Genomic DNA, 12,558 nt, shown 5'->3' on the forward strand with positions numbered 1-12,558 from the left:
TCCGCTATCAGGCTGGCGAGGGACGAGTCCTTCGCCAGCTGAAGTTTCGCAATAGGTTGCGCAGCGGCTTTTCGACCAGCTCATAGGCAAATATTCCGAGCACGGTGCCTGCAATAGCGCCGAGGAAGGCGACCACATCGGAAGGGATCTGTGTCGATGTCCCGAACTTTACCACGACCGAGATTGCCAGCGTATGCCACAGATAGATGGAGTAGGAGCCGTTGCCGAGGTAGGTGAGCGGCACAATCTGCGGCAGCCTGCCGCTGCGCTCGACCGAGACCATGCCCAGTACCAGCGCTATGGCGAGCGGGCCGCATGTTATCTCGTTGAATTCCAGGCCGAGAATTTCAATGGCAGCAAAACCGCCAATTGCCGCGACCATAAGCGCAAGGCCGAGGCCAAATCCCGGGATGTTTCCCTTCAGCCAGAGCTGGCCCAGAACCGCACCCGCCACGAATTCGAGAATGATCGGCCTCGTATAGGTAACAAGCAACGGCGATTGTGGATGGATGATCGCGCCGGCGATGACGAAGGCGACAAAGACGCCGATCAGGCTGCCGAGACGCAGGCGTTGCGGCAGGAACAGGCAGGCCGCGAAGATGACGTAGAAGAACATCTCGAAATTCAAGGTCCATCCCTGAACCAGGACCGGCCAGATCTCGTTGCTATCGTTTGGCGAGCGGAGCGGAATGAACAGCAGCGAACCAAGGATATGGCTTGCCGTCAGCTTCAGGTTCGGAAACAGGCCGACGATTGCTCCACCGATCATGATGGCCGTGACGATCCAATAGGACGGCACGATGCGCTGCAGCCGATCCAACACGAAGCGCAGCGGCGTGACGGGACGGCGTTCGCTCATGGTCCACATGATGAAGCCGCTGATAACGAAGAAGACGTCCACGCCGGCGGCCCCGATGCGAAAATGGCCGCCACTGCGCTCGGCAGCGTGAAAGAACACCACGGCGAGCGCAGCAAAGGCACGAAGATACTGAATGCCGTAGAGTGTCTTCATTGGCCCGTCCGCGGCTCCCAGTTCACAGGCGTCGCAAATTGTATCCGGTCATCGCTGGCGGGCAGTGATGCGTTTACGCGCGCTCGCGCTCGCATGGAGAGTTTTCCTGCCGTGAAATAGAACAGGAAGGAGCCGACGTGGTACGGATTTAGAATATCGATCTCCACGAAAGAGCGGATCAGCAGAAGGGTGGCAACGCCTAGAAGGATGTAGGATTCATCGTTTCTTATGTCGCTCAGGAAACGGCTGATATGGCCGATGAAGGCCGTCAACAGGATCGAGGCGAGCAGGAATACGCCGATGAGCCCGGTTTCCACCGCAGTTTCGATATAGGTATTATGGAAATGGAAACCGGCTCGGGAAGCGATGAAAAACTCATCCCATAGTCGCTCGGGCTCGGAGAAGCCCTGAACCCAGTAAGCCTGGTAGCCTACTCCGAAGAAGAGGTTCTGCTGCGCGGCGGCGATGCCCTGCTGCCAAAGATAGGTACGCCCGGTGAGCGTGGAATCCTTGCCGAAGGCGCCGAGCACAACGTCGACCGCGCCGCCATAGACGCCGGCAACTACGAGCACGACGCCGGAGACGGCCGCGGTCACAAACAGCCTTTTGCGCTGCTTGGGCGACAGGTAAAGGATGACGCGCAGGCTCGCGCATAGGACCACCACCAGCCCGGTCGTCAGCACCGAGGTCGCCGATTGCGAGGCAAGCAGGCAATAAGCGGATAGCAGGCCGGCAATTCCCGCGCCCAGCATCCAGATTCGCCGTTCGCCAAGAACGAAGACGGCGGTAAAGGCGAAATAGATGCCGATCGAGGCATAGAAGCCGAGCTGGTTCTTGGAGTCGAAGGCGCCGACGAAGCTGTAGGTTCCATCGATCGGATCATAGGCATAATAGCCGAACAATATCGAATAGATGAGCACGATGCCGGTGCCGGCGATCGCACCGCGTGCCAGTGTGCGGATATCGAGCGTGCGCATCGCGACCAGGGCGCAGAAGATATGCGTCATATATTGGATCGCCGCGCGCGCCGATACGGAGGGAACGACCGACCAGAAGATCGACAGGCAGGTGAAGACGCCGAAGGCGAAAAGCCAGAGCTGCTTCTGATAGCTGCCGAGCACATTGCGATAGTCGATCATGACCAGCGGGAACCAGAGCGCGTAGTAGAGCAGGATCGAAGGCTGGCCGAAACGCGAGGAGTAGGCGAAAACGAAGAAGGAGAGAGCAATCGCCACCGTGCCATAGGTGACGTTGCTGCCTGGACGGACAAAGATCGATTTGGCTATCCGCATCGACTTTCCTTATCGGATGGCAAGACCGGTGCTGACCTTGATGAGATCACCGGGCAATACCTGCGTATTCTCCTGGGCCTGGATCTCCTTCGACTGGCCGTTTTCGTCGCGGATGATCGTGTAGGTGACGCTCACACTCTGGCCGCTGGGATCGAGGTTGCTTGCATCCGAGGATTGGGCAAGTGCTTCCTGCATCAGCGACTGGCTGGTCGAGAGCTTCAGCTGCAGGGTTTCCAGCTGCGTATCGGTATCCTGCATATCCTTGGCCAGCGAGTTCTGCCAGTCGTTATGCACCGTATTCTCGTCCTGGGTGGCCTTGTTGATGTCCTGTTTGGCTTTCAGCGACGCCGTTTCCGTATCGAGAAGCGTGGCCTCCAGATCGGATGCGCGCTGTTCCGCGGAGATCCGGCGGGAGGCGAGCTCAAGCCCCCGTTCGGCCAGGCTTTCGACCTTGTCGCGGTCGGCCTTTGCCAATTCCAGCTGGCGGCTCTGCGTCTCGTTCTTTTTCGAAAGGGCTTCGACTTCGTTCTGCAGAAGGGTTTTCAGATCTTCCAGCGACTGCAGCTGGTTCCTCATGCGCTCGCTGCGGGTCTGCATCAGCGCCCGCTCGCTTGCAAGCATACTTTCTGCTTGCGGCGTTTGCTTGAGTTCCGGGGGAACCTCGATTTCATCCTTGCCGGACAGTTCGGCCAGCAGGCGCGCCTTGCGCATCAGAAGACGGCCGCGTTCCGCCATGTAGACGACGGCGTCGCCCTTGGCATTGATGAAATCCCGTGCGAAACGCTGGCCGGCATCGGCGCGACGCATGCCGCCTCCCAGGCTGACGGCCTTGAGCACGGTAAGATTGGGCGCGAAAGGATATTCGCCCGGATTCTGCACCTCGCCTGAGAGATAGATCGGGCGGAACTGGGAGAGCTCGACTGAGGCCGAGGGGCGATCACGCAGGCCGAACTGCTTCTGCAGCCCGAGGCCGATGGCCTCTGCGATCTGGTCCGTGGTCTTGCCGAGCGCGGGCATGTCGCCGATGAAAGGAACGGAGATCGAGCCCGAAGGGCCGACTGTGTAGTCGCCGGAAATCGAGGACCAGTCGCGAACGGCGCCTTCTGCGGTCTGCCATTCGGCAACGCGTACATGCAGCTTGTCCATGACGCCCAGATGATATCCGGGCAGATTGTCGGCCGAAGCCGAGACGGACGCTGCGCAAAGGCTGAGAGCGACGAAAGCTGCGCATCGAAGAGATGTATTCACGCGAACAAGCCTCTTGAAAGGCCGAAATTCAATCATGCAGGATCTTCCCTGTTTGTGGTTGGCAGCCGCGCCGAGCGCGGGAAACCGCAGGGGGTGGCCCGCGGTATCTGCCGGTCATCATCAATAGCTGCCGCGCGAGAGGCAGACCGCAGGAATGGTTTTGGCGATGATCTTCATGTCGCTGCCGAGCGACCAGTTCTTCACATAATGCGTGTCGAAGGCGACACGGCTGGCATAGGAGACGTCGTTGCGGCCGCTGACCTGCCAAAGGCCCGTCAGGCCGGGGCGGGACTGCAGATAATAGATCGCAGCGGTCTCATAGAGCTCGAGCTCGTCCTCCACGACCGGTCGCGGGCCGACGATGCTCATTTCGCCGCGGATGATGTTGATCAGCTGCGGCAGTTCGTCGAGGCTGAGCTTGCGCAGCACCGCGCCGACGACGGTGACGCGAGGGTCGTTCTGCAGCTTGCGGGTTGCGCGCCATTCTTCCATTGCCTTCGGATTGGCTTGCAGATAGGCCTGAAGAACCTTGTCGCCGTTGACGACCATGGTGCGGAACTTCAGGCAGCGGAAGCTCTTGCCATTATGGCCGATGCGGCGATGGCCGTAAAAGGCGGGACCCTGATCCGTAAGTTTCACCAGCAGCATCAGCATCAGGAAGAGCGGGCTGATGAGAACCAGGGCAGTCATTGCGGCAGAGACGTCGAAGACGCGTTTCAATACTCCACCAGTTGGCGGAAAGACGTCGCTTTCCGCGGCGCTGAAAAAAGCCGATGTGGCCGATCTCGTCGCAGACTTCATAGAGAAAACTCCATTCATGTTGACGATTGGTCGGAAATTCTCGGACGCGTAATTAGAGCCGGGATGAACGGAGTGTAGGCTGGGAATTAGACTTTTTAAGCCAAACTTTTGTAGCGATATGGCATGGCGGTATATATTTACCGCATCAGTGGTGACTTGGTTTAAATCAGTGATCAGGAATGGATGAGTTGTACTGTATCAAACCTCGTATAATATCGGGGTTGATAGCTCTGTCGCCTCATAGTCGATAGTTTCTAAGGATATTATAGGCGGTGAACAGTAAGTTGTTCATTATCATTGGTTTCGAAAGCTTTCGGTCGTTCTAGCCTCAGCTATATGCTATCTTGACGCTACGCGCACTTCTTCAGAGGATATATTGCACTGCAGCAATATTTTGCGGTGCACATACTGAGGGCGGCTTTTCCAGGACTTTGTAATAAAAGTTGATTGAATTGACGAGGAAGCTACAGGTGCCTGGCGGGTCGCGCCTGTCTCCAGAGTTGCATATTGGTGCCGTATATCCATATAATTGCAATGAGAAAGATGAACAAATTCAATTGTAATTATAATCGAGGTGTAGTTTTAACAGGCGCAGCGTTAGGATCGTCTCAATTCGCAACGGAACACTGTGACTTGGTTGAATCTCAATGAATCATAAAATATATTTGACTTTCAGGTCTGATAAGGGAGGAAAGACCTTGATTGCTTTTTACATGATGGCTCAGCGGGCGAGGTAAGATTATGTACGCGCCGCGCGTTTTTATCAGCATGTTGGGCACGCTGATCGTATTTGCTACCGCAACATACTTTTTGACGAATTCTCTTTGGACCACGTTCGTCGAGACGATCATCTGTGCCGTCCTCCTGCAGACCGGCTATTTTCTGGGCGTGCTCTATCTCGTCTGGAAAGAGCGCAGGTCGCGCCCTGCCTTCCTGGCCGAAGACAAGGGGCTCACGCCGGGTCCGGAGGATACGAAGGTCGGCGGCCTCTCCACGTCCAATTTCAAGCGTTCCGAGCCGTTCAACCCTTAACTCCGGCCTTGAGTCGGCCCTAAGTTGGGATGGCCAGGCACATCTTTTGCCAGCCCGGCGGTTGCCGGATCGAAGCCATGTCCTAAGTCTCCGGCAGAACCATTGGAGGCTGACGTGACCGACAGTGCAGAAAAAGGCGTCTGCGTAATCATCGCCGCAAAAAATGCCAGCGACACCATTGGGCTGGCTGTTGCCTCGGCTCTTCGGGAGCCGGAAGTCGCAGAGGTCGTCGTCATCGACGACGGTTCGACGGACGGAACCGCCGCCGCCGCCGCCAGCGCCGATGATAACAGCGGCAGGCTGACCATCCGAAAGTTCGAGAAGAACCGCGGTCCGGCCGCCGCGCGCAATCACGCGATCGAGATATCCAAGGCCCCGCTAATCGGCATTCTCGATGCCGATGATTTCTTCTTTCCGGGGCGTTTCGCCTCGTTGCTTGCCGCCGACGATTGGGATTTCGTCGCCGACAATATCGCCTTCGTCAATGCCGACACGGTTCCGGACGCCCATGCAAGGCTCGATCACTTCGATGCGAAGCCGCGCTTTCTCGATCTCGTTGCCTTCGTCGAGGGCAATATTTCCAAGCGGGGTGTGCGCCGCGGCGAGATCGGTTTCCTCAAGCCCCTGATGCGGCGGTCTTTTCTGGATGCGCACGGCCTGCGCTATGACGAGACGCTACGCCTCGGCGAGGACTACGATCTCTATGTGCGCGCGCTGGCCAAAGCCGCGCGCTACAAGATCATCCATAGCTGCGGCTATGGCGCGGTCGTGCGCAGCGATTCCCTGAGCGGCCGGCACAGGACAGAGGATCTGCGGCGGCTCTATGAGGCCGACCGGGCCATCCTTGCCAAGGGCGGCCTTTCTTCGGCGGATGCAGCCGTGATCCGCCGCCACGAGCGGCATATTCGCGACCGCTACGAGTTGCGACATTTCCTCGATATCAAATCGCAGTCCGGCCTGTTCTCGGCTGCGGCCCATGCACTGTCGCATCCCTTCGCCGTTCCGGCGATTGCCGGCGGCATCCTGGCGGACAAGACGGAGCGTTTCCGCAAGCGCGGCGGCGCATCCATCGCCCATTCCGGAGCGAATGGTCTGCGCTATCTGCTGCAGGCCGCTCCGGAATAGGGATTGTTTGGAAATTGAAAGCGGTCCAGCGTTTCACGGAATCGCCGAACCGCTCCTTCTCTTTGTTTTCTCGCGATTCCGGACGGAAAACCGCTGCGCAGTTTTCCTGGAATTGCTTCAGAGATAATCGCGCCGCACACCTTCGATCGCGGCGAGCAGGCGTTCCTTGCAGGCTGCGAGCGCCCCGTCTTTGCTCAGCTGCGGCTTTGCCTTGCTGGCCTGCCAGAGAGCCAGGGCCGAGGGCACGGCAAGCGCCTGCTTCGCCATGACCCGGAACGTGGTCTGCTCGGGATCGGCAAGCATGACATTTTCCCCGTATCGCTGCTTTTCGAGTTCGGCGGCAGCTTGCTTGCTGCGTTCGAAGCCGACGCCCCAGAACTTGGCGCCCTTGGCGATCGCTTCGGCGCGGGTGGAAACGGGGATGTGCTTCGGCGCATATGTCACGCCGAGTGAGCGTGCCCAATCGTTCCATTTGAAGCTGTTGATGGAACGCGACGAGCTGACCGCGATCCACGGAACGCGGAAGGCGTCGGCGAGAATGGCGCCGTGCATCGATTCCGCAACGATCAGCTCGGAGGCTGCTATTTCGCGGATCACCGCCTTCGCCTCGCCGCGGGGATCGAGATAGGAAAGGCCGACGGTTTTGCAGATCTCGGGCCAGAGGCCGGCGGCAGCCGATTCCCAATGCGGTATGAAGGTGCGTCTGCCGTTCTTGGAAATGTTCTGGAATTCCGGCATTTCCGTCACCAGCACGGCGGGATCGACAATGCCCATTTCGGCTGGCAAGCCGATCTTTTCCGCCGTCAGGGGGCCGCGGACGCTGCGGATGTCCCATTGCGAGCTATCGCGCATGTCGGGAAGGGAACCGTAGCCGAAGCCGCTGCCGATGACGAGCTTGCGTCCGTCGGCCGGCAGGATTTCCGTGTTGAGAACGGTTCCGACGCCGACCAGCAGCGTTTCTTCATGAACGTCGCGAAGGCCGGGAAGCAGGAAATCCCAGAGCCAGAGATTGAGATCGTCACCGAAATTGCCATGGGTGGATTCCCAGTGGAACGGCTTCATGCAGGACTCCTTGCTGACCAAACGATAACGGGGACATGCCGATGGCTCTTGGATGCGGCATGCACAGCATATGCTGCGGTGCAAAATCTAGGGCGCGAGTTTGCCCACGGCAAGCTGCATCACGCTTTGTAAAATTGCAGGGTCGCGCAAGGCCCATTTTGCCAGCAATCCGAATTGCGGCAGGCGCCGCTGCCGCAGCTGCCGCGCCTGGCTCCAAAGTGCCTGGCGCCGGGCGCGGTTTTTGTAAAGGCGGATGGCGGCGACATCCTGAGGCCGGCGTGAAAATCTCTGTTCCAGCGTGTCGAGCGCCGTCCAGGTGTTGAACTGCTGACGCAGGAATTGCGGGGAATCATTGTCGATGCTGTGAAATATGTTCACGCCTTCGCCACGCAGTGCGCCGGCATTTTCGCATAACAGCACACGTCTGGCCGCCAGGGCACAGTCGCAGAAATAAAGGACATCTTCCGCAGCCAGCCGCAGCGTCGGTTCGAAGCGTACCTTTTCGAAGAGAGATCTGCCGATCACCATGCAGGACATGTGCAGGAAGCTCCAGTCCTGCAGCATGACGCTGGCGACATTGGGGATCTCGATGATGGCCGGTTTATCGGACAGCCGCACGATATCGGCTGATTTTGCGAGTTCGGCGATGCTGAAATGATAGTAGAACTCTTCGCCTCCGTCGATGGAATCCCAATAGCAATCGGCGTCATGGCGCGTCAGCGCCTCGAATGCGTTGTTCAGGTGCTCGGGCGCCCATTCATCGTCGGAATCGAGGAATGCAACAAAACGGCTGGCCGCCGGTACATTGTCGAGACCGGTATTGCGCGCCCCGCCCGGTCCGGCATTGGTCTGGCGAATGAGGCGAATGCGCGCGCGCTCCTCAGCGCCCAGCGATTGCAGCTCTTTTTCCGCCGGGAGCGGTGATGCATCATCGACGACGAGAATATCGAAATCCTGAAAAGTCTGCCGGGATATCGATCTCAAGGCGCGCTGCAGAACGCCCGGTTGCTTCTGATAGAACGGAATAATAATCGTGAGAGACGCCATATTCCCGCCTTTACGGTTTTCAATCCAAGAATTTTCGGCCTCATCCCCGGGGACGTAACCATCGGCTTTATCCATCGCTAATTTTTGGCTGCTTGCCCGGCGATGGATGCCGCCGCGACGCCAACAGGTAGCGTCCATTCGGTAGGGAGCAATGTCGAAAGCGGAGATTTCTCAAACTTTATCCCTGCTGGATGCGATGCCGAATGCCTCTCCGGTGATCTATTGTGACACATTGGTTCTCAGGATTGGACGGCATTGCATCCATGGGAAGAGCGGTGTCGATCGATATTCCCATATTGATTGCAATAGTGTCGTATTTTGGTCATGCTTCGCACTGAAAAGTCTGCTGCGCTGCAAAAAATCTTCACCCTTCGGTAAAAATCTACCTACGTTGAAAACCTTGCGTGAAGTCGGCATGCAAAAGTGCTCCATTTTCCTTAACTCCTTTTTTTTGCACGATTTTTCTCCTACGCAATGCAATTGTTTAAGCTTTCGAGCAATCCGAAGGGGTTGCTCGAACGCGGTGCGGGATATCACTTTTCGCCCATTTTTGCTGCGCCGCCATATTCCCTTTCCAAAGATCGCCCTAGGTTACGTCTGCGAGCTCTGCTCTGCTCTGAACGAAATAGCTGCAAGGGGGGATGCAGCACGAAGAAAGGGTGACAGACATCGTGAATGTGACTGCCAACGTGTCTTCGCGGATAAACCTCATGCGTATCGTGCTCATCTCGGGCATCATCTTTGTCCATATACCGTTCGATACGCGTACCAGCCCGTTCAACGGCGCATATGGCCTTTTCGACTGGCTGCGGGTGTTCCTTCGTGACAGCCTGTTCCGTGTCGGCGTGCCCTGCCTGAGCGCGATTTCGGGTTACCTGCTGTTTCGCCAAGGCACGACATCGCTGGACTATGGGAAGATTATCCGCCGAAAGACAAAGACAGTCATCCTGCCTTTTATGCTGTGGAACAGTGCGTTCTTTGTATCCGTCCTGATCCTCCAGTACTACGGAATTGGTGATGGATATCTGCCTGATTTGTCGGAATCTACTCCGCATACACTATCGACCCTTCTGTTCGCGATTGACGGCGCGCCGATCAATCTGCCGCTTTACTTTCTACGCGATCTTTTCGTCTGCATCCTGCTGTCGCCAATTCTTGCTTTTCTCATCAGCCGTGCGCCGTTGCTGACATTGGCTTTCCTGCTTCTCATCGCGGCCTGGCCGGTATCGATCGGAATCGTGCTGCGGAACTCGATCCTCTTCAGCTTCAGCTTCGGAATTTATCTCAGCCTCTACCGTGTCGATGTGACGGCGATGGATCGCTATGTCGCGCTGATCGGTCCCGGCTTCATTGCGCTTGCAGCACTTCTGGCAACCGCCGCCTATGTGGAAGGACCCGGTTTGCCCTTGTGGCTCGAGGTTTGCCGCAATCTGATGGTGATCGTCGGCATTCCAGGGTTCTGGGCGCTATCGTCGATCTTCATCCGCAGCCGCATGGGGCAGAGGCTGGCTGAAACGGGCAGCCTCAGCTTCTGGATCTTCTGTGCCCATTATCCGCTGCTTTTCTGTGTCTGGGTTCTCTGGAAGCGCGGCGGCAGCGACCTCTATCCGATCTTCTATCTTTTGGCGGCGGCGCTTGCCGTGCTGCTGCTGCCTCTGACGAATGGCATGGCGCGTTCCGCCCTGCCAAGCCTCCATAACCTGCTGACCGGCAGCCGGACGCGCCCACTGGCCGAAGCCCGAGCTGTCCAGATCCGCGCCGCCGAAGATCGGCGGGCGCGCTCCGAGCAAAGGTGATGCCATGACGACATCGAAGAGCTACGTGCAAAGATTTGGTCTTGTCTCGATCGCCCTTATGGGTGCCTGCTTCGTGCCTCAGGTGGCATCCGCGCAGGATGATAAGCCGACGGCGGGATCCTTCGTCGACAATTTCGAGCGACTGGACACCAGCCGCTGGTACATCTCGGACGGCTGGAACAATGGGCCGTTTCAGAATTGCACCTGGTCGCGCAAGCAGGTGACCGTCACCGACGGAATGCTGCAGCTGCAGTTCCTCCAGTCCAAGACCGGTCAGCGAAACTACGCCTGCGGCGAGATTCAGACCACCAAGCGCTATGGCTACGGCACCTACGAGGCACGCTATCGTACGGCTGCCGGATCTGGCCTCAACTCCGCCTTCTTCACCTATATCGGCCCGACCGACAAGAAGCCGCATGATGAGATCGATTTCGAAGTGCTCGGCAAGAACCCCGGTCAGGTCCAGGTCAACCAGTATGTCTCGGCCAAGGGCGGCAACGAGAAGCTGGTGCCGGTTGCCGGCGGTGCCGATCAGGGTTTCAACGATTATGCCTTCGTCTGGGAAAAGGACCGCCTGCGTTACTATGTGAACGGCAAGCTGGTTCAGGAAGTCACCGACCCTTCGAAGATACCTACCAATGCCCAGAAGATTTTCTTCAGCCTGTGGGGCACGGACACGCTGAGCGACTGGATGGGCAAATTTGCCTATTCCGGCCAGCCGGCAGTCATGCAGATCAAGCGCGTTGCCTTCACCGCAGCGGGCGAGAAATGCCTCTTCCCGGAATCGATCACCTGCAAGATCGATTGAACCTGACCGGTCGCGCGGTGCCTTGCGCGGTCGGTCGTGATGCCAGGATGCAACACCAACCACACCAGGCGTTCGGTCCCGGCCGGGCGCAAAAGCGGAAACTTTGATGCTGCATATTCTTTATTTCGTTCACGATCTTGCCGATCCGGCTGTGCGCAGGCGGGTGCTGATGCTGCAGGCCGGCGGGGCGCTCGTGACGCTGGCGGGCTTCCGGCGCGACGACAATGCGCTTGCCGCCATCCATGGCATCGAACCGATCGAGCTCGGCAAGACGCAGGATGCCCAGTTTGCGCAACGTGTCGCCGCGGTGGCCAGATCGGCGGCGAAGCTGCGTAGCGCATTGCGTTCCGTTGCAAGACCGGATGTCATTATCGGCCGCAATCTGGAGATGCTGACGCTCGCCAATCGCGCCAAATCCGTGTTCGGCGGCGATATGCCGATCGTCTATGAATGTCTCGATATCCATCGGCTGCTGCTGCGCAACGATGTGGTGGGCGGTGCGCTTCGCAGCGCCGAGCGCCATTTCGGTTCGCAGGCGGCATTGCTCATCACCAGTTCCCCCGCCTTTGTCGAGCGCTACTTCCGGCCGCGCTCCGGCCTGCGTCTGCCGGTCATGCTGCTCGAAAACAAGGTGCTCGCCCTTGAACCTGCGGCAAATGCCGTTGCGCCGGTCATCCGCCCTCCGGCTGCAGGCAAGCCATGGAAGATCGGCTGGTTCGGCGCGCTTCGCTGCCGGAAGTCGTTGACCTTGCTCGATGAATTTTCCCGCCGGATGGAGGGACGTTTCGAGATCGTGCTGCGGGGTAGGCCCGCTTACTCGGAATTCGACGATTTCGATGGCTTCGTGCGCAAAGCGCCGTTCATGCACTTTGCCGGCGCCTATAAGAATCCCGAGGACCTTCAGGCGATCTACAACGATGTCCAGTTTTCCTGGGCGATCGACTTCTTCGAAGAGGGCCTGAATTCGAGCTGGCTGCTGCCGAACCGCCTTTACGAGGGCGGCCTCTACGGTGCCGTTCCCATCGCCATGGAGGGCACCGAGACGGCACGCTTTCTGGCAAGCCGACAGATCGGGCTTACGCTCGATGCGGCCGACGCCGCGCAGCTGGCGGCGCTCTTGGGCGGGATGGACGGGCAGCGTTACGTTGCCGCCTTCGACGCCGTGGCGTCGCAGGATCGCAAGCAATGGATGATCGATCGCGCCGATTGTCATGGTCTGGTGCAGCGGCTGGCGTCGCTGACGCGCGCAAACGAACAGATCGCCGAAATAAAGGCCCTCCCACAACTGCATCGCAATAGAGGTGGATTGCAATGACGAACGGAAGTTCAGGGGAC

Annotated in this window: 11 protein-coding genes; 5 read left to right on the plus strand and 6 right to left on the minus strand. The window is 58.3% G+C overall.

Annotated elements, in window-relative coordinates; all coding sequences use genetic code 11:
• Window positions 1-7: 7 nt before the first annotated feature.
• The 4 genes from FHT84_RS00570 to FHT84_RS00585 all read right to left on the minus strand — a co-directional run bounded on the left by FHT84_RS00570 (window position 8) and on the right by FHT84_RS00585 (window position 4,353).
• The gene (locus FHT84_RS00570; RefSeq protein WP_183761197.1) at window positions 8-1,012 is read right to left on the minus strand and encodes an acyltransferase; all 1,005 of its coding nucleotides are present in this window, start codon (window positions 1,010-1,012) and stop codon (window positions 8-10) included.
• Window positions 1,009-2,304 carry an O-antigen ligase gene (locus FHT84_RS00575; RefSeq protein ID WP_145644304.1) on the minus strand — a complete coding sequence of 432 codons (1,296 nt, stop codon included), beginning with the start codon at window positions 2,302-2,304 and terminating at the stop codon, window positions 1,009-1,011. Before FHT84_RS00575 ends, FHT84_RS00570 begins: the two co-directional genes overlap by 4 nt.
• A 9-nt stretch (window positions 2,305-2,313) precedes the next feature.
• Window positions 2,314-3,588 (minus strand): polysaccharide biosynthesis/export family protein, encoded by a 1,275-nt coding sequence (locus FHT84_RS00580; protein WP_112344570.1) that lies wholly within the window; start codon window positions 3,586-3,588, stop codon window positions 2,314-2,316.
• An 84-nt stretch (window positions 3,589-3,672) separates the two neighbouring features.
• Window positions 3,673-4,353: a sugar transferase gene (locus tag FHT84_RS00585; RefSeq protein WP_112344571.1), complete on the minus strand. Its 681-nt coding sequence runs from the start codon at window positions 4,351-4,353 to the stop codon at window positions 3,673-3,675.
• A 741-nt stretch (window positions 4,354-5,094) separates the two neighbouring features.
• Here FHT84_RS00585 and FHT84_RS00590 point away from each other — a divergent pair.
• Together FHT84_RS00590 and FHT84_RS00595 are read left to right on the plus strand one after the other, a co-directional pair.
• The gene (locus FHT84_RS00590; RefSeq protein WP_169643311.1) at window positions 5,095-5,385 is read left to right on the plus strand and encodes an exopolysaccharide production repressor protein; all 291 of its coding nucleotides are present in this window, start codon (window positions 5,095-5,097) and stop codon (window positions 5,383-5,385) included.
• A gap of 114 nt (window positions 5,386-5,499) precedes the next feature.
• On the plus strand, window positions 5,500-6,510 hold the full coding sequence (locus FHT84_RS00595; RefSeq protein WP_183761194.1) for a glycosyltransferase family 2 protein: 1,011 nt from the start codon (window positions 5,500-5,502) through the stop codon (window positions 6,508-6,510).
• 117 nt (window positions 6,511-6,627) lie between these two features.
• Here FHT84_RS00595 and FHT84_RS00600 read toward each other — a convergent pair whose 3' ends face one another.
• Together FHT84_RS00600 and FHT84_RS00605 are read right to left on the minus strand one after the other, a co-directional pair.
• Window positions 6,628-7,572: a polysaccharide pyruvyl transferase family protein gene (locus tag FHT84_RS00600; RefSeq protein WP_169643310.1), complete on the minus strand. Its 945-nt coding sequence runs from the start codon at window positions 7,570-7,572 to the stop codon at window positions 6,628-6,630.
• Between the two features lie 87 nt (window positions 7,573-7,659).
• Window positions 7,660-8,619, minus strand: a complete 960-nt coding sequence (locus tag FHT84_RS00605) for a glycosyltransferase family 2 protein (RefSeq protein ID WP_183761191.1) — start codon at window positions 8,617-8,619, stop codon at window positions 7,660-7,662.
• A 710-nt stretch (window positions 8,620-9,329) separates the two neighbouring features.
• On the opposite strand from FHT84_RS00605, the gene FHT84_RS00610 reads away from it, so the two are divergent.
• From FHT84_RS00610 to FHT84_RS00620, 3 genes are all read left to right on the plus strand, one after another.
• Window positions 9,330-10,415: an acyltransferase gene (locus tag FHT84_RS00610; RefSeq protein ID WP_210278782.1), complete on the plus strand. Its 1,086-nt coding sequence runs from the start codon at window positions 9,330-9,332 to the stop codon at window positions 10,413-10,415.
• Between the two features lie 4 nt (window positions 10,416-10,419).
• Complete coding sequence (locus FHT84_RS00615) at window positions 10,420-11,223, plus strand: glycoside hydrolase family 16 protein (RefSeq protein ID WP_112344576.1); 804 nt, start codon at window positions 10,420-10,422, stop codon at window positions 11,221-11,223.
• A 106-nt stretch (window positions 11,224-11,329) separates the two neighbouring features.
• A complete protein-coding gene (locus FHT84_RS00620) occupies window positions 11,330-12,538 on the plus strand; it encodes a glycosyl transferase family 1 (RefSeq protein ID WP_169643306.1) in 1,209 nt (402 codons plus the stop codon).
• Window positions 12,539-12,558 lie beyond the last annotated feature (20 nt).

This window comes from Rhizobium sp. BK289, from assembly GCF_014193575.1.
Taxonomy (GTDB): Bacteria; Pseudomonadota; Alphaproteobacteria; order Rhizobiales; family Rhizobiaceae; genus Rhizobium; species Rhizobium tropici_C.

Coding starts and splice junctions, on each gene's coding strand:
- FHT84_RS00605 (WP_183761191.1), bottom strand. CDS start 8,619: ATGGCGTCTCTCACGATTATTATTCCGTTCTATCAGAAGCAACCGGGC.
- FHT84_RS00580 (WP_112344570.1), bottom strand. CDS start 3,588: ATGATTGAATTTCGGCCTTTCAAGAGGCTTGTTCGCGTGAATACATCT.
- FHT84_RS00620 (WP_169643306.1), top strand. CDS start 11,330: ATGCTGCATATTCTTTATTTCGTTCACGATCTTGCCGATCCGGCTGTG.
- FHT84_RS00570 (WP_183761197.1), bottom strand. CDS start 1,012: ATGAAGACACTCTACGGCATTCAGTATCTTCGTGCCTTTGCTGCGCTC.
- FHT84_RS00615 (WP_112344576.1), top strand. CDS start 10,420: ATGACGACATCGAAGAGCTACGTGCAAAGATTTGGTCTTGTCTCGATC.
- FHT84_RS00600 (WP_169643310.1), bottom strand. CDS start 7,572: ATGAAGCCGTTCCACTGGGAATCCACCCATGGCAATTTCGGTGACGAT.
- FHT84_RS00610 (WP_210278782.1), top strand. CDS start 9,330: ATGCGTATCGTGCTCATCTCGGGCATCATCTTTGTCCATATACCGTTC.
- FHT84_RS00575 (WP_145644304.1), bottom strand. CDS start 2,304: ATGCGGATAGCCAAATCGATCTTTGTCCGTCCAGGCAGCAACGTCACC.
- FHT84_RS00585 (WP_112344571.1), bottom strand. CDS start 4,353: ATGAAGTCTGCGACGAGATCGGCCACATCGGCTTTTTTCAGCGCCGCG.
- FHT84_RS00590 (WP_169643311.1), top strand. CDS start 5,095: ATGTACGCGCCGCGCGTTTTTATCAGCATGTTGGGCACGCTGATCGTA.